General features: G+C 54.7%; 18 protein-coding genes and 1 pseudogene. 8 read left to right on the forward strand and 11 right to left on the reverse strand.

The window, feature by feature from the left end:
- Positions 1–68: 68 nt before the first annotated feature.
- Complete coding sequence (locus JJB74_RS01945) at positions 69–1,196, forward strand: glycosyltransferase family 4 protein (RefSeq protein WP_200590721.1); 1,128 nt, start codon at positions 69–71, stop codon at positions 1,194–1,196.
- Between the two features lie 203 nt (positions 1,197–1,399).
- Complete coding sequence (locus JJB74_RS01950; protein ID WP_200590722.1) at positions 1,400–2,452, forward strand: acyltransferase family protein; 1,053 nt, start codon at positions 1,400–1,402, stop codon at positions 2,450–2,452.
- 37 nt (positions 2,453–2,489) lie between these two features.
- Here the strand turns inward: JJB74_RS01950 and JJB74_RS01955 are convergent.
- From JJB74_RS01955 to JJB74_RS01980, 6 genes and pseudogenes are all read right to left on the reverse strand, one after another.
- Positions 2,490–2,591 (reverse strand): annotated as a pseudogene (locus JJB74_RS01955) (transposase); the annotation flags it as partial.
- Between the two features lie 228 nt (positions 2,592–2,819).
- The gene (gene rfbD, locus JJB74_RS01960; RefSeq protein ID WP_200590723.1) at positions 2,820–3,686 is read right to left on the reverse strand and encodes a dTDP-4-dehydrorhamnose reductase; all 867 of its coding nucleotides are present in this window, start codon (positions 3,684–3,686) and stop codon (positions 2,820–2,822) included.
- Positions 3,683–4,228, reverse strand: coding sequence for a dTDP-4-dehydrorhamnose 3,5-epimerase (gene rfbC / locus JJB74_RS01965; protein WP_200590139.1), 546 nt, complete (start codon positions 4,226–4,228; stop codon positions 3,683–3,685). Before rfbC ends, rfbD begins: the two co-directional genes overlap by 4 nt.
- Before the next feature lie 33 nt (positions 4,229–4,261).
- On the reverse strand, positions 4,262–5,161 hold the full coding sequence (rfbA, locus tag JJB74_RS01970) for a glucose-1-phosphate thymidylyltransferase RfbA (RefSeq protein WP_200590140.1): 900 nt from the start codon (positions 5,159–5,161) through the stop codon (positions 4,262–4,264).
- Positions 5,158–6,240, reverse strand: coding sequence for a dTDP-glucose 4,6-dehydratase (rfbB, locus tag JJB74_RS01975; protein ID WP_200590142.1), 1,083 nt, complete (start codon positions 6,238–6,240; stop codon positions 5,158–5,160). The genes rfbA and rfbB overlap by 4 nt, the downstream gene beginning before the upstream one ends.
- A gap of 134 nt (positions 6,241–6,374) precedes the next feature.
- Positions 6,375–6,566 (reverse strand): flagellin N-terminal helical domain-containing protein, encoded by a 192-nt coding sequence (locus tag JJB74_RS01980; RefSeq protein WP_234483513.1) that lies wholly within the window; start codon positions 6,564–6,566, stop codon positions 6,375–6,377.
- A gap of 315 nt (positions 6,567–6,881) precedes the next feature.
- Between JJB74_RS01980 and JJB74_RS01985 the strand changes: the two genes are divergently transcribed.
- The 6 genes from JJB74_RS01985 to JJB74_RS02010 all read left to right on the forward strand — a co-directional run bounded on the left by JJB74_RS01985 (position 6,882) and on the right by JJB74_RS02010 (position 11,831).
- Entirely contained in the window at positions 6,882–7,178 is a 297-nt protein-coding gene (locus JJB74_RS01985; RefSeq protein ID WP_200590144.1) for a hypothetical protein, read from the forward strand.
- Positions 7,179–7,651: 473 nt separating this feature from the next.
- Positions 7,652–8,323 (forward strand): ATP-binding protein, encoded by a 672-nt coding sequence (locus tag JJB74_RS01990; RefSeq protein WP_200590146.1) that lies wholly within the window; start codon positions 7,652–7,654, stop codon positions 8,321–8,323.
- The gene (locus JJB74_RS01995) at positions 8,323–9,246 is read left to right on the forward strand and encodes a helix-turn-helix domain-containing protein (protein ID WP_200590148.1); all 924 of its coding nucleotides are present in this window, start codon (positions 8,323–8,325) and stop codon (positions 9,244–9,246) included. Before JJB74_RS01990 ends, JJB74_RS01995 begins: the two co-directional genes overlap by 1 nt.
- Positions 9,247–9,323: 77 nt before the next feature.
- Entirely contained in the window at positions 9,324–9,698 is a 375-nt protein-coding gene (locus JJB74_RS02000) for a hypothetical protein (protein WP_200590150.1), read from the forward strand.
- 569 nt (positions 9,699–10,267) lie between these two features.
- Positions 10,268–11,113, forward strand: a complete 846-nt coding sequence (locus JJB74_RS02005) for a symmetrical bis(5'-nucleosyl)-tetraphosphatase (protein ID WP_200590152.1) — start codon at positions 10,268–10,270, stop codon at positions 11,111–11,113.
- A 277-nt stretch (positions 11,114–11,390) separates the two neighbouring features.
- Complete coding sequence (locus JJB74_RS02010) at positions 11,391–11,831, forward strand: transposase (RefSeq protein WP_200590154.1); 441 nt, start codon at positions 11,391–11,393, stop codon at positions 11,829–11,831.
- Between the two features lie 971 nt (positions 11,832–12,802).
- Here JJB74_RS02010 and JJB74_RS02015 read toward each other — a convergent pair.
- From JJB74_RS02015 to ruvX, 5 genes are all read right to left on the reverse strand, one after another.
- Positions 12,803–13,546, reverse strand: a complete 744-nt coding sequence (locus JJB74_RS02015) for a lysophospholipid acyltransferase family protein (protein WP_200590156.1) — start codon at positions 13,544–13,546, stop codon at positions 12,803–12,805.
- Positions 13,543–14,826, reverse strand: a complete 1,284-nt coding sequence (locus tag JJB74_RS02020; protein WP_200590157.1) for a dihydroorotase — start codon at positions 14,824–14,826, stop codon at positions 13,543–13,545. Before JJB74_RS02020 ends, JJB74_RS02015 begins: the two co-directional genes overlap by 4 nt.
- A 106-nt stretch (positions 14,827–14,932) precedes the next feature.
- The gene (locus JJB74_RS02025) at positions 14,933–15,892 is read right to left on the reverse strand and encodes an aspartate carbamoyltransferase catalytic subunit (protein ID WP_200590158.1); all 960 of its coding nucleotides are present in this window, start codon (positions 15,890–15,892) and stop codon (positions 14,933–14,935) included.
- Complete coding sequence (pyrR, locus tag JJB74_RS02030; RefSeq protein ID WP_200590159.1) at positions 15,885–16,391, reverse strand: bifunctional pyr operon transcriptional regulator/uracil phosphoribosyltransferase PyrR; 507 nt, start codon at positions 16,389–16,391, stop codon at positions 15,885–15,887. Before pyrR ends, JJB74_RS02025 begins: the two co-directional genes overlap by 8 nt.
- A complete protein-coding gene (gene ruvX, locus JJB74_RS02035; RefSeq protein ID WP_200590160.1) occupies positions 16,378–16,767 on the reverse strand; it encodes a Holliday junction resolvase RuvX in 390 nt (129 codons plus the stop codon). Before ruvX ends, pyrR begins: the two co-directional genes overlap by 14 nt.
- Positions 16,768–16,774 lie beyond the last annotated feature (7 nt).

Genomic DNA, 16,774 nt, shown 5'->3' on the forward strand with positions numbered 1-16,774 from the left:
AGCGTTGCTTGTCTAGCCTAGGTAGGTCCTACGCTTGCATGCCACTGTTTGAATTCCTAGACCTCTCCATGCGCGTTCTTCACTTCTACCGTACCTACTTTCCCGACACTGTTGGCGGCGTCGAACAAGTCATCAACCAACTAGCTCGAGGTACTACGGCCCTCGGCATTGAGACCGAGGTACTGTCGCTGAGCAGTAAGCGCCACCAAGAGACGATCGAAATCGATGGCCACCTTGCCCATAGTGCCAAGCTGGATTTCCAGATCGCTTCTACCGGTTTTTCAATCTCTGCCTTTTCCCGCTTCTCTGAACTGGCCCGCAAGGTGGATGTAGTTCACTACCATTTCCCGTGGCCGTTCATGGACTTGGTCCATCTCGCAACAAGGGTACGCAAGCCATCGGTCGTCACCTACCATTCGGACATCATCCGGCAGAAGCACCTGTTCAAAATCTACAAGCCGCTGAAGCAGCGCTTTCTCGCCAGTGTCGACCGCATCGTTGCAACTTCACCAAATTACCTTGAAACCAGCCATGTGTTGAACCGTTACCGCGACAAGACCGCGGTGATCCCCATTGGCTTAGACAAAGGATCCTATCCTGCGCCGCCGGACGAACTGATCCAGCAATGGCGGGCACGCGTTGGCGACCGTTTCTTCCTATTCGTCGGCATGATCCGTTATTACAAGGGTTTGCACATTTTGCTCGATGCGGTGAGGGATACGACCTTTCCGGTAGTCATCGTCGGCTCGGGGCCGGTCGAAGATGAACTTAAAGCGCAGGCGCGTCAGCTTAGGCTGACCAACGTGCATTTCCTCGGCACGATCTCGGAAGCTGACAAGGTGGCCTTGCTCAAGCTTTGCTATGCGCTGGTGTTCCCATCTCACCTTCGCTCTGAGGCGTTCGGCGTGTCACTGCTGGAAGGCGCAATGTATGGCAAACCTTTGATTTCAAGTGAGATCGGCACCGGAACGACCTATATAAATATCGATCGGCAAACTGGCATCGTGGTTCCGCCCAGCGACCCGTCCGCGTTGCGCGCGGCGATGAAGCAGCTGTGGGACGACCCACAACATGCGCAGGCAATGGGCCAAAACGGCGAGGTACGGTATTGGGAATATTTCACTGCGCAGAAGATGGCGGAAAGTTATGCAACGCTATATGAAAAAGTGCGGGCGGAGAAGAACTTGATTGAGTAAAGGCACGGCCGAGGTCAACAGAAAAAATGGTAATGATTCCCAGCCGCCTCCACAAATCATTAAAAAACTTCCCAACAACCATAATGCCGAGATACACCACCCAGAATAAAAAGCAGCTCTAGATCGGAAAAAATAGAATACTTGTTATATGTCCAGACCATTTCCAAAATGGAAAATATTGATGACGCATGGAAGTGCTATCAATGAACAATAACGGTTTTACAGCGCTTCGTCTGCTGGCGGCATACCTTGTCATCCTTACCCATAGTTTCGTGTTACTGCACGCTGGCCCCGACAATTTGGCCGAGCATGGGCTGCCTCAATGGAGCGACTTGGGTGTCACGGCATTTTTCTCTATAAGCGGCTATCTGATCTGCAAGGCGCTCCAGCGCAACCCCAACCCGATTGGGTATTTGAGAAACCGGGCACTTCGCATATTCCCTGGACTATTTGTACTTCTCGCCATTACGATTTTCGTTGTGGGCCCCCAGCTCTCTCCTAAGGGATACTGGAGCAACGACCCGCTGTGGTATTTCCAAAACCTCTCGCTTTACCTACTGTCGCCTTACTTGCCAGGAGTCTTTCAGGGAAACCCAGTTACCGTGGTAAATGGTTCCTTGTGGACGCTCGCGCACGAGGCGACGTGCTACTTACTGCTCCTCGCCATCTCTTGGGCCGGCGCTTTGAATTGGCGCACGTTATTACTGGTTGTGGCCGGTTCTTACGTCATGCACATGAATGACATGATAGCCACGGATGCGAAATTTTTAGGAATAACAGCCCACCATTTCTTACGCTTGTCCCTTTTTTTCTGGTCCGGCGCATTCCTAGCACTTATCACTTTACCCCGGAATATTCTTATATGGACTGCCGCATGCGCTATCACCATAGCGCCATTTTTCATATATGGGAATTCACCAGACTGGCACGAAAAAGAATGGGCTCTAAAGCTTCTTTTCCCTTTTATCCTAATTTTTGCGGCGGAGAATACGCCGAAACTCGCGTTTCTGAATAAATACGATATTTCCTACGGGATTTATATCTATAGCTTTTTGATCCAACAGATATTGGTAGCCAAATACGGTACGCACATAAATCCAAAAACGTTGTCGATTTACACGGCATTAATTGCAACCCCGGTAGCCTATTTGCCTTGGATTTTTGTGGAAAAACCGGCACTTCGACTTAAGGCGAGAGCGATGCCGGCGCCGCCACCGCCGGAAGAAAGAAAAACTAGTGGGCTGGAGGTCGCTTAATTCCCGTTTGTCCACTTGCCACCACCGAGTTTATATTATGGATCACGCGAAAATTGCCGAACCGCTCCGGCAAATCGCGCCACGGGCTGCCTGCCCCCTAATGGTATAGAACCGCTTCCACAAGTAGGCGGTTATCCCTAACCTAAATAACTAAACACCTAAACAAGATATGGACCTTTTTTCATTGCAGCGTGCTTGTCCATCGCAGTGATGAATAGATGAGCCACCCGCTCTTGGGCATCGTACGCCTGTAGGCAATACTTCATGTCGATTCAATTTGCAGGCACAGCAACCATTGCCAAAGGCATACCGCCGCCGGCTGTACACGTTGCTGAATTGTTTAAGGCAATCGTACAGCTTCCATTCCTTATTGCTGGCATAACAGCAAAGCAGACTCCCAATCAGGCAGGTGACAAAATTTTCTCATAAACAATTCGCAGGAAAGTTTCGAGTTTTTTGGCCTTGGTGCCGCGACAGGATATTGCTCGGTTGTTATGGGCAGAAGACGTGGCTGTTCAGCTTGAGAATTTTGGAAAATTGTTTTTGCAAATCCGAACCAAGTAGTGGCTCCCTGTGCAGTCAGATGATAAACTCCCGCAGCTCCACGAAAATCCACTTTACCAGTAGTTCTATTTAAATGCTGCGCAACAACATAGGCGGTTGCCTCAGCAATTGAGCGACTCCAAGTAGGTGCACCGCATTGATCATTAACAATACGAATCTCCTCGCGCTCTTTCGCAAGACGCAAGATAGTTTGCAGAAAGTTTTTTCCCCTTGCACCGTATACCCAACTAGTACGAAATATAAGGTGATTACTTCCAGCAACCCTCACCGCGTCTTCCCCCGCCAATTTGGACTTTCCATACACATTCAGCGGATTCGGCGCATCATTTTCGGTGTAAGCTCCGTCCTTAGTGCCGTCAAACACATAATCGGTCGAGTAATGAATCATTGCTGCACCGATTTTCTCCGCTTCCTCCGCCATGATTCCGGGAGCGACCCCATTAATTAGCATGGCAAGATCGGGCTCGCTTTCCGCCTTGTCCACCGTCGTATATGCGGCCGGATTAATGATGATATCAGGCCGTGTCTCGCGAATCACGGATCGTATTTCGTCACGATTGGCCAGATCCATTTGCGCACGATCAAGGCTGACAATCGTCCCGAGATGTTGAAGACTCCGCTCCAGCTCGTATCCGACTTGACCGTTTTTTCCCGTCAATAAAATTTTCATTGATAAATCTCGGCATCGCGGAGCAACACCGCGTTCTGGTCCTTTGCGGACAATAATGGCGGCGATGAAAATGGCCATTCGATGGCGATTTCCGGATCATTCCAGGCAACCGAGCGCTCGTTTTCAGGCGCCCAATAATCTGTGGTCTTGTACAGGAATTCCGCATATTCGCTGGTGACGACAAATCCATGCGCAAAACCGACGGGTATCCACAACTGGCGCTTGTTTTCTGAAGAGAGGTAGACGCCAACCCATTTGCCGAAAGTCGGCGAGCCCTTTCTGATGTCTACCGCCACGTCGTAAACTTCGCCAAGGATGACCCGTACGAGTTTTCCCTGCGGCTGCTGAACTTGGTAATGCAGTCCGCGCAATACGTTTTTCGCTGAGCGCGAATGGTTGTCCTGAACAAAATATGCCGAAGTTCCAGTCAATTCCCGGAATTTCCGCTCATTGAAGCTTTCAAAAAAAAACCCGCGGTCATCGCCAAAGACCGTCGGCTCGATGATCTTCACTTCGGGAATCGCTGTAGAAAAAATTTGCATAAGTTTGGTTAATCCGAATCCGTGCGCCTTACATCAGTAAACTTTTTCGTGCAACAAACGCAGCAGATATTGCCCATATCCGTTTTTCTTCAAAGGCTGTGCCAGGCGTTCCAGTTGCGCGGCATCGATATACTGCCGTCGATAAGCGATTTCCTCCGGACATGCCACCTTCAATCCCTGCCTTTTTTCTATCGTTGCAATAAAATGCGATGCATCCAGCAGCGATTCATGCGTGCCGGTATCGAGCCATGCAATACCTCGGCCCATCAGTTCGACGTTCAGCGTGCCGTGCTCGAGATAGAAGCGATTGACGTCGGTAATTTCAAGTTCACCGCGGGCAGATGGCCGAATTTCCGATGCAACGTCGCATACCTGGTTGTCATAGAAATACAAACCTGTCACTGCATAATTGGATTTCGGCTGTGCGGGTTTTTCTTCAATGCTTACGGCCCGCTTCTTGTCGTCGAAGCCGACAACGCCATATCGTTCCGGGTCTTGCACATGATAGGCAAATACGGTCGAGCCATCCACGCGTGCATCGGCTTCGCGCAATTGCGGCTCCAAGTCATGGCCATAAAAAATGTTATCGCCAAGAATCAGGGTCGACGCATTATTGCCTACGAATTCACGACCAATAATGAAAGCCTGCGCGAGACCATCCGGCGATGGCTGTTGCGTATACTGGAGATTGATTCCCCACTGACTGCCATCACCAAGAAGCTCAGCGAATCGCGGCAAGTCTTGAGGGGTCGAAATGATGAGGACTTCCCTGATTCCGGCGAGCATCAGCGTGGTCAGCGGATAGTAAATCATCGGCTTGTCGTAAACCGGCAGCAATTGCTTGGAAACGGATGTGGTAACCGGATACAGGCGCGTTCCAGAACCGCCGGCCAGAATGATTCCCCTGCGCTGCGTTTGCGATATCAAATTCATTCGACGGCCTCCGAGACGCTGCGTTGGTTATAATTTCTGTCTATCCAGCTCTGATATTCGCCGGACTGGACATTGCGAACCCAGTCCTCGTTTTCCAAATACCATTGCACCGTTTTGCGCAGCCCGGTCTGGAATGTTTCCCTCGGGCGCCAACCTAATTCCCTTTCGATCTTCCGAGCATCGATTGCATAGCGACGATCATGGCCCGGGCGGTCGGTGACATAGGTAATCTGCTCGCGGTAGCTTCCACCTTGCGCGCGCGGATCGATTTCATCGAGCAGGTCGCAGATGGTGTGCACCACTTCCAGATTGGTCTTTTCATTCCAGCCACCGACGTTATAGGTCTCCCCCACTCTGCCTGCCGCCAGCACGCTTCGTATCGCGGCACAGTGATCGCTGACATAAAGCCAATCCCGTATCTGCTGGCCGTCGCCATAGATGGGCAATGGCTTGCCGGCACGGGCATTGGCGATGATCAACGGGATCAGTTTTTCCGGAAAATGGAAAGGACCGTAATTGTTCGAGCAATTCGTCGTCAACGTCGGCAATACATAGGTGTGGAAATACGCCCTCACTAAGTGGTCGGATGCCGCTTTCGACGCGGAATACGGACTATTTGGCTCATAAGCCTTAGTTTCGCTAAACGGAGGATCGCCTGGCCCAAGAGATCCATAGACTTCGTCCGTGGAGACGTGAAGGAAACGGAAATTGTCGCGTTCGGCTCCTGTCAACGTGGACTGATACGCCCGGGCTGCTTCCAGCAGCGTGAAAGTGCCGTTGACATTGGTTTGCACAAAGGCCGCTGGCGCATGGATTGATCGGTCGACATGGCTTTCCGCTGCAAAGTGGACGATTGCGCGGGGCTTGTGCTGCTTTAGCAGTTCCGCCACCAAAGCTCCGTCGCAGATATCACCGCGAACGAATATGTGCCGCGGATTATCGGCAACCGAGGCGAGATTTGCCATGTTTCCCGAATAAGTCAGTTTGTCGAGATTGACTACGCCTTCAGCTTCGGTATCTAACCAATCCAGAACAAAATTCGAGCCGATAAAGCCTGCACCTCCTGTTACCAGAATCATATTTTTGCCTCTTTTAAACAATAATCTGCAACACCGTCCGCATTTCCCGTTGATTGGGGACGTTCAAATCAAAACTGCATAACAGGACGTTAAAGAGCTTAGTCCATTTAGTTGCCTAAAGTAAATAGTTAATCTCAAAAATGGCACACGAAACGCTTGCTTTGCAAAGGCACTGCACTTCTTACGTCATTATTGACGCTACGAACTGCTTGGTTCAGGCGGTTGATTTGCAAAGCCATTCTTTGCGCATCTGCCAGACCAGTGGCATCGCCTTTCGCACTATTATTGCGCAGACCAGAGGAGAGGCGCTGCACGGAAATCTGCAAGCTCGCTCGGGAAAATTCAAACGACGCTGAGGGTCGCTGGGGCGCTTGCCGCAAAAATTTATCGATATTCGCATTGATATCAATCTGCAAACCGTTTAGTGTGAGGATTCATAAATAACGTTTAAAAACATATAGTTATGAAAATTTCGCATCATCTTCAACACCATCCTGTACCTGAGAAGATCTCTTCGGCTATACCCTTCTGGGAACCCAAATTTTTACTCGCTAAGTACGATTGCTTGCGCGCCTGCCCTCATACGGTCCGCTCTTTTAATCATCAATCTGCCGGCGGCAAGACACCAGGCAATGGTGGCAGTGGGTCATTCCAACAAGCATCGTTTTTTGCAGCAGGCAGCGGTCCCTTTTCTTCCGACTCGCAGCTTGGGCATTGGCCGCACCGATCAGTTTGGATCCATCTCAGCCTTTAGGCAACGTGAGATGTGCAATCCGATTGTCCCTATTGCAAGGATTCGTGCAGCCGCTGAAGAAGCGGTCCGGTCGGGAAAGACTGTCCATGACTGCCCGCCCGAATTCGACTTTGCCGAAGTGGTCTGGAAAGGAGAATACTGGTTTGCCCATTATGAATACACCTACTGCAAGCCCACCAATTAATGGCTCTGTGCACCATCGCATACCGAGCCACAAGCGGTGCCAGAGGTTACGGCAAGGCACAGTGCACATGAACTCTGTTATGAGGTAAAGCCACTTTGGATCGCAGAACACGTCGGCGCATGCCCGCTCGGACAACACGGATGCGGCGACGTATCCGCACAGGTTTCAAGCATCAAAGCTCACTGACGAGCGGGTTTTCAGCGCGCCGACTGTCATCGACGAATTTCGGGACTCCGCCAAATGGGAAGTATTCACCATGGAAGGATAGCAATATGAAACGAAGAAACGTCATGTACCAAACAGACGAGCACCTGGTCGGCGCACGCGCGCCTTATCAGGGCGAGCGATAGGGGACGCCATGGGGGATGTAGCAAATTTCTTTCAAGAACAGCAGGATTTCAGGCAGCAACAAGAACTGGAAGAACAGGAGTACCACGAGTGGAGCGAACAACACAATCAGAAGGGCCAAGAGCATGAGCATTTCTACAGTCATCCTTGGCGAGTCCGGCAGCGGCAAAACAGCCAGTCTACGCAACATGAATCCAGCCGACACGCTACTGATTCAGGTAGTAAAGAAGCCTCTTCCCTTCCGGTCTAGGGGCTGGTCATACTTCAATGTAGAAAACCCGACGGGAAACATCTTCGTCAGTGACGCCTGGGATACGATCGCCGCCCTCATGCGCAAGACCAAGCGTAAAGCAATTGTCGTAGACGACTTTCAGTACGTACTTGCCAATGAATTCATGCGCCGTTCTGACGAGCGCGGCTTCGACAAATTCACCGAAATCGCCAGGCATGCCTGGGAATTATTTAACACTGCTAACACCCTGGCGGACGATGTCCGGGTCTACCTGCTCAGCCATACCCAAACCAGCGAACAGGGCGACATCAGGATTAAAACCATTGGCAAGCTACTGGACGAGAAAATCACGCCAGAAGGACTGTTCACCATTGTCATGCGCACCGTCGTCACCGACAAGGATTACTTCTTCAGCACAAGAAACAACGGCCGTGACACGGTGAAGACGCCTATCGGGCTCTTTGCTTCGGAGCGCATCCCGAACGATCTGGCAGCGGTCGATGCGCTGATCTCTGAATACTACGAGCTGCTCCCCGAAACCCAGCGACATCCACGGACACCATAATGAGCATTGAACTGATGACACTGGCATGGAAGACCGACCTGCCTTCTGGACGAAAACTGGTACTGCTTGCGCTTTGTGACCATGCGAATAATCATGGTCAGTGCTATCCCTCGATTGAGGCGATTTCGCGCAAATGCAGCATGGGACAGCGCACAATTCAGCAGCATTTGGGCGAGCTTGAAGCGGTGGGAATACTGGTCCGCCATTTCCGAAGCGGCCGCAGCACGTTATACAAGGTCGAGCCACGCAATTTCTGCATCCCGGCAGCTCCTGCAGTCCTGCACGATGCTCGCTCCATTCGCACGATTTCTGCGCCCTTGCCCCCGCAAATTCCCAGCGATACTGCTGCAAAACTCGCACCCATAATCGTCAATGAACCGTCAAACGATTCATCCCGTAAGCGTCAAGTGCTACGCGGCACGCGCTTGCCTCCCGCCTGGGAACTTCCGAGAGCATGGGCAGAATGGGCTCTGCAGCAACAACCAAGCTGGACAGCGGAGCATGTCCACTTTGTGGCAGACAAGTTTCGGGATCACTGGACAGCATTACCGGGTCAGCGCGGGGTCAAAACAGACTGGTTAGCCACTTGGCGTAACTGGTGCCGTAACGAGCACGCGCTTGACGACGACAAGGCCGCAGGCCCATGCAAATGGTGGACGAACGATGCCACAGTTCTTGCAAAAGGCAGCGAACTCGGGATAGCGCCTCTACCAGGAGAATCAATGGGAGCATTCAAAAACAGAATCCAGCGAGCACTCGAAAACAGTAGTAATTGCATGCCAATACATGTTCCTCCGGCCACAGTAGTACACCTGGAAGAATCCACAAAGATCGCAACCTCGACAGCTAATCGAGCCGCAGCACTTCACGCCGCACGAGCGCTGAAAAGCCGCTGTTCGAGCCCAGATATGACTGCGTATTAAAAACGAAAGTAGGCGATGTAGCTTGCATCGAGCTTTTCCGTATTGAATAACAAATGTTGCAGACAAAGGAGGATGGCATGGAAAGATGGGAAGTCATTTTGGAGGCGGGAGTAGAAGGTGGCTCAATCAGGCTCTATGGCATGCATAATGAAAAAGGTTGGATATTTAGCGAAGACGTTGTCGATCAAACACCCGAACTGATTGACAAACCAGGAGTCCACTATCGCTCCAAGCCCGTGTACACTTGGGAGGATGCGTTATCTCTACTCGACGAGTACTGTTGGCATTGTTTTTTTCCGCTCACAGTGCACCCCTTCTTTCGAGGCGCTGTTCTCGCGGGGGTACTTAATCGAAGCACGCTTGAAGAGATCAACGATAATTCCAGCTTATCCAACTGGCTAGCAATATGCGGTGAAATACCTCATGTAGAGTGGAAGTTATTACTACACTGAGAAAAACTCCACCGAACAGTACTTATGTTCCTTTATAAAAACAGAATCCATACTTTTCCCAGAGCATAAATTCATGCACTAAAACTCGTCCCTTGATGCTATAGGGCCGACTTAGATTCAATTAACCCAATTTCAAGACTGAGGATCCGCTGCACATCACGAGAATGAAAAGTATTTTGTTGGTGATTTTTCCTTCCAATTACAGTCCTTGTCTTTCGAAGGAAATTTTTGATCCCAATGGTATTGACGGCACCCGAACGCTTTTCACCTTTTACCGTCAAATATGAACAATATGAATCACGACAACTGACCGAACTTTATCGAAAAAATCCCTGTAACGCATATATCGCTAATATGTTTTACCAGGTCAGTGCACGGAAAAGGCGGAATAGCAAGTATGGCTGCTAATCGAGCTATTGCCCTTGTTTTTCGCCAGGGCTCGCGCGAAACATATGTGAAGTAGAGCGCGCCTTTCTTAACTTAGTGAAGCTATTGAACGAAACTGCAACCCAGAAGGTCCTTATATTATTTAGCGGACACTTTTTGAATGCTTCAGCGTATCCCCCAATATGCCCATTCCCTCTTTCGACGCCGACGCGAAGACCTACGCCATAGGCGACATCCAAGGCTGCCAAGCCCGCGCCAGTGAGCTGCTCAACAATATTCGGTCCCGCACACAGCAACCCCGCCTGCTCTTCGCTGGCGACGCCGTCAATCGGGGCCCGGAATCGCTAACAATGCTGCGCCAAATCCGCGACCTTGGCGACGCTGCCGAGATGGTTCTCGGCAACCACGACCTGCATCTTCTTGCAGTTTCTATCGGGGTCCGCAAGCCCGGCCGCGGCGACACCATTTCCGACATTCTTGAAGCGCCCGACTGCGACGAGCTGCTGACGTGGCTGCGCCATCGGCCGCTTGCCTTGATGGAGCAAGGCCACTTGCTGGTCCATGCTGGCCTACTACCCCAGTGGACCGCACAGCAAGCGATGGAGCTCGCGCATGAAGTTGAGATCATGCTGCGCGGCCCCGACTGGCGGGATTTTTTGCGCAGCATGTACGGCAACGATCCCGCACGCTGGGACGATAGCCTCACGGGACCCGAGCGGTTACGCTGCATCGTCAATGCGATGACGCGCCTGCGCTTTTGCTCTGCCAACGGAACAATGGACTTCAAAGCAAAAGAAGGACTGGAAGATGCGCCGCCTGGCTTCATGCCTTGGTTCGACGTGCCGGGCCGCCGCTCGGCCGATACCACCATTGTTTGCGGTCACTGGTCAACACTCGGCTTGGTAATGCGGCCAAACCTAATTGCGCTCGACACTGGCTGCGTCTGGGGCGGCCAACTTACCGCGGTCTGCTTAGAGAATCGCGAAGTCCTTCAGGTTGACTGCCCGCAATTCCAGCGGCCAGGGTAAATTCTGGCCGGGCCGACTGCCAAAATGCAGCAGTTGATTATTTGTACGATAGAGCTTCTCTGCTCCGTGCGGACCTCGTAGCGACAGTGTAGAACTAGAACAAGGTCGAGCATCACTTGGTCGGTCAAGGCGTGTAGCCCAAGCGACCGAGTGATGCTCGACTGAGCGATGAGCAGAGCCAAAATTCTATAAATTGCTCTCAATGTGTTCGTTCGCTCGACGCGCGGATACTGCAGTAAGCTGACGGCTTGTTCAAAAAGGGCTTGTAGAAAACGGTATGCGGATCGAGAAACAAACAGACAGCGCCTTGAATAAGCACGGGGTACTGTTGATTTGGCTGGATCCGCATATGCACTGGTACGGTCGAGCTAATGGAAAACCTGGTCGCACCCTGACATTTAGCGATGTAGCCGTGCAGTTCTGTCTGGCTATCAAAGGTCTGTTTGACCTTCCACTACGGCAAGCTATGGATCTGACAGAGAAGCTGCTTTACAGGATGGGCCTAAACTGGGCCGTGCCTGACTTCAGCACCGTAAGCCGTCGACGGAAACAGCTGCGTGAGGTAGTCGGGTATGGGATAAGCCGAAAAGGGTGGCACCTGCTCGTCGACGATTATGGCATCCAGATAATGAGCGTAGGCGAATGGAAAATCAGACCAGAAATCAGAAACGATCGGCGCCAGTGGCTAAAGCTGGAAGTGGCTATCGAGCTGAGATAGTAGAATTCCGATTCTAAAATCGGCAACAGGGAATTGCGGGCGCAACAGCAGCCCTCGAAATCGTTCTACCGGCTTCTCAGCGCGGATACAGTAGCAATTTCCAATAATCTCGGATGAATGTGGTCGCTCTCGGCACAAGCATCATCAAGTCCAAAATATGCGCATTGGCGAGCTAGTCCTATGTCGCCATGCATGTCGAGCCTGCTCAATAAATCAAGTAGCCCATCTGCCCGACATTTTGCAGTGTTCCTGAACTGGCGATGGACACACACCCGGGCTTCTATCGACAACCTTTTTTCCGGCTTCCCACATTTAGTTGACGTCAGCGACAACCAGCGACAACTGGAAGCCATTTGTCGACCTGGTTTGGCCATCTTTTAACCATATGAATTCACAGAAGTTTTTTGGAAATTCTCGAGACGTCCATTTCTGCACCGACAACTGGATTTGAGATTTTTCGCATATTTGTGCAACAAGACTTCGTCAACGTCAACAACTTGATTCTATCTTCCCCTTCACTCTATTTCATCCTAACCTTTTGATTATTTGAAAAATTTTTATAGGACCCTAATAAGAACCGAGGTTATCCCGCTTAACGTCCCGCTCCGCCGTCAACCTGTTTTCAGGACCGACAACCAGTACACTTTCGCAAATAGTAGAAAAAAGTCGTTACTTTTCAATAGCTTAAACCACATCCCACAAACCAGGTTGACAGCGATCCGATTTTTTAGCCGGGTTTAGCGACAACATTGCTCACAATTGGAAAGTTACGGCGTTCGCTTACTCTTCGGTTCCTGTTAATTTGCAACGTCATGCGAGCCGCCAAAGCCTCTCCAGTCAGGGGTAATCATGCGGCCTCGCGCTGCGACCCAAGCCGATCGCGCTCGACAACCGATGCTTTGGAGACGGAGGATTCACCGCTTCTGCCTGGAAGACCGCGCGGTGCTGCAGGCCTATTGCCCACAGTATCGTTAGTCCGGCTGAGCCGCTTCCAGCGGCACCTCCAGCGCTGCCGCGATCGCCTCGCGTGCGGCAGCCGCCAGTTCGCGCCGGTGCGTGCCGGCACTGTCGATTTTCGGCAGCACAATCAATTCCGCCCGCAGATCACGATGCCGCAGGATCGTTAGCATGCTTTCCACGAACGTCGTCTCGCCGATGAAATCCGCGGCCGGATGCAACCGCCCTGCCCGGTCTCGGTACTGCAGCGCATACGGCTGCACCGGCACGCCGGCGTCGATCGCGGCTTCGAACAGATTGGCATGGAAGGGCAGCACCTTGCCCTGCGCCGAGGTCGTGCCCTCGGGGAAGAAAGCGACACGCTCGCCGGCATGGATGCTCGCCACCAGCCCCTGAAATATCCGCCGCACGTCACGCTGCCGGCCGCGGGCGATGAAGATCGTTCCGGCTCGCTCGCACAGCCAGCCGAGCACCGGCCAGTCACGGATATCGGACTTGGCGACGAAGCGGCATGGGCGGAAGGCATTGATGGCGAAGATGTCCATCCAGGACACATGGTTGCAGACGATTAGCGCCGGCGTGTCCGGCATCGTGCCGCGCAGCGCGAGCCGCACGCCGCAGATCGCCAGCAGGTCGCGCGACCAGTTCCGGATCAGCCGTTCCCGCCGCGCCGCACTCACCAGCGGGAACAGCAGGCCGGCGGTAGCCAGGCCGCGCAGCAGATGCAGCAGCACCCGCGCCAGGTGCAACGGCATCATGCGCGGCGGTAGACGGGCTTGCCGGCGACGATGGTATGCCTGACCTGGCCGCGCAGATCAAAGCCGAGAAAAGGCGTGTGCTTGCCCTGGCTTGCCAGCGCTCGGGCGTTGACGGTCCAGCGCGCATCGGGGTCGAAGATACAGATGTCGGCCGGGCTGCCCACTTCCAGGCTGCCACCGGGCACACCGGCTACGCGCGCCGGCTCGGCGGTGATCTTGGCCAGCGCACGCGTGAGATCGACATCGCGTCCACCCTCGTCCATCCAGCGCAGGGCCAGCGACAGCAGCAGTTCCAGTCCGGTGGCGCCGGGCGAGGCTTCGCCGAAGGGCAGCAGCTTTTCATCGTCGTCGACCGGGGTGTGGTCCGAACAGATTGCATCGATGGTGCCGTCCAGCAGGCCCTGGCGGATGGCGTCGCGGTCGCGTTGCGAGCGCAGCGGCGGCGTCAAGCGCGCGTTGGGATCGAAGAAGCCGATGTCGGCATCGGTCAGGTGCACATGGTTGGCGCTGACATCGCAGCTAACCTGCAAGCCTTCGCGCTTGGCCGCGCGCACCAGGGCTATGCCGGCGCCCGAGGACATCCGGCACAGATGCACCCGGGCGCCGGTGGCGCGCATCAGTTCGAAGATGGTGTGCAGTGCGATGGTCTCGGCCATCACTGGCACGCCGGTCAGGCCCAGGCGCGAGGCGATCGGGCCGCTGTGGGCAATGCCGCTGCGGCCCAGGTGCGCATCCTGCGGCCGCAGCCAGACGGTGTAGCCAAAAGTTTGCGCATACTGCAGCGCGCGCAGCAGCACGGTGGTGTCGAGGATCGGTTCGTCGGCCTGGGAGAAGCCGACGCAGCCGGCATCGGTCAGCTCGGCCATTTCGGTCAGCGCACGGCCTTTCAGGCCGACGGTCAGCGCGCCGAGCGGGTACACATGCGCCTGGTTCATCATGCGCGCGCGGTGGCGCAGCATTTCCACCAGGCCCGGCTCGTCCAGCACCGGGTCGGTGTCCGGCGGACACAGGAGGCTGGTGACGCCGCCCTGGATCGCCGCCTGCAATTCCGATTCCAGCGTGGCCTTGTATTCATAGCCGGGCTCGCGCAGCCGCGCGGACAGGTCGACCAGTCCGGGCGCGACCACCAGGCCTTGCGCGTCTATGGTTTCGTCGGCGCGAAAGCCGGCTGGCGCGGCGCCGATGGCGGCGATGGCGCCGTCGACGATGTACAAGTCCTGCCTGGCGTCCGTGCCCTTGGCCGGGTCGATCACGCGACCGTTTTGAATGTGGATGTTCATGGTGTTTTCTTGGATTTATGCCGGGAATCCGCTGTGCGCTTCACGCGCATGCGAGCTCGGTGCCATGTGTTGGCAGCTAAGCGTCCTCCCGGGACTTCGTCGCCGATCAATTCCCTGCCAGGATGCTCATCACCGCCATGCGCACCGCGATGCCGAAAGTCACCTGCGGCAGGATCACCGCTTGCGCGCCGTCGGCGACCGCGGATTCGATTTCCACGCCGCGGTTCATCGGACCCGGGTGCATGACGATCGCATCCGGCTTGGCCAGCGCCAGGCGCTCGGTGGTCAGGCCATAGCTCTTGAAGTATTCCTGCGCCGAAGGCAGCAGCGCGCCGCTCATGCGCTCGTTCTGCAGGCGCAGCATGATGATCACGTCCACGCCGCGCAGGCCCTCTTCCATGTTGTGGAAGACGCGCACGCCCATCTGCTCCAGGCCGCTCGGCAACAGCGTGCGCGGGCCGATCGCCCGCACTTCGGGCACGCCGAGCGTGGTCAGCGCATGGATGTCCGAGCGCGCCACGCGGCTGTGCAGGATGTCGCCGACGATGGCCACCGTCAGGTTGCTGAAGTCCTGCTTGTAGTGCCGGATGGTGTACATGTCCAAGAGGCCCTGCGTCGGATGCGCATGGCGACCGTCGCCAGCGTTGACCACGTGCACATGCGAGCGCTGCGTGTCGATCAGATGCTTGGCGATCAGGTAGGGCGCGCCGGACTGCGCATGGCGCACCACGAACATGTCGGCATGCATGGCCGCGAGATTGTCGATGGTGTCCAGCAGCGATTCGCCCTTGCTGGTACTGGAGGCGGAAATGTTCAGGTTGATCACGTCCGCAGACAGGCGCTTGGAAGCGATCTCGAAGGTGGTGCGGGTGCGCGTGGAGTTCTCGAAGAACAGGTTGAAGACGCTCTTGCCGCGCATCAGCGGCACTTTCTTCACTTCGCGGTCGCTGATGCCGACGAAGGAGGATGCGGTGTCGAGAATCTGCGTGACGATGGCGCGGGGCAAACCTTCGATGGTCAGCAGGTGCTGCAGTTCGCCATTCTTGTTGAGTTGCGGATTATGCATGGTCTACGGTGAAGGAAAGGCGGCCGTCCTCGGCGCGTTGCAGCACGAGGCGCTCGCCGGGAGGCAAAGTCAGGGTTTCGGCGACGAAATCGGCGGCGATTGGCAATTCGCGTCCGCCGCGGTCGACCAGCGCAGCGAGCATGATGCGCGCCGGGCGGCCGTAGTCGAACAATTCATTGATCGCGGCGCGCGTGGTGCGGCCGGTGTAGAGCACGTCGTCCACCAGCAGGATGGTCGCACCCTCGACGTCGAACGGAATCTGGCTCGGCTTGACTTCTGCCGGCAAGCCTTTTTCCGCATAGTCGTCGCGATAGAAGGAAACGTCGATGTAGCCGAGGCGTCCTTCCACCGGCAATTCCTGCGCCAGCCGGTCGGCCAGCCAGGCGCCGCCGGAATAGATGCCGACCAGCGCCACATGGTCGGCACCGGACAGCGCATCTTTCACTTGCCGGGCAAGCGCTGCGTACAGCGCCTCGGCATCCAGGTCAGAAATGGGCATGTTCGTCGAAGTATTGTTGAAGAATGATGGCCGCGGCCCGGTCGTCGATGCGCTCGCCCTGCCGCTTTCCCAGCACCGCCGAGGAATAGCGTTCGTCGACCAGCGCGATGGTCACGCCAAAGCGGCCGTGCAGCTGGTTGGCGAAGCGCCGGCAGCGCTGCGTCATTTCATGCGGCGCGCCGTCCGGATGACTCGGCAGCCCGACCACGCACAGCGCCGGCTGCCATTCGCGGATCAGCTCGCCGACCGCTGCGAATTTGGCGTCATTGCTTTCTGCGCCGAGGATGGCCAGCGGCTGCGCCTGCCGCAGTATCGTGTTGCCGACCGCGACTCCGATGCGTTTCAGGCCGAAGTCGAAGCCGAGTATCGTGCTCACGCTGAGA

Source organism: Noviherbaspirillum pedocola (assembly GCF_016632335.1).
GTDB classification, from domain to species: Bacteria; Pseudomonadota; Gammaproteobacteria; order Burkholderiales; family Burkholderiaceae_D; genus Noviherbaspirillum_A; species Noviherbaspirillum_A pedocola.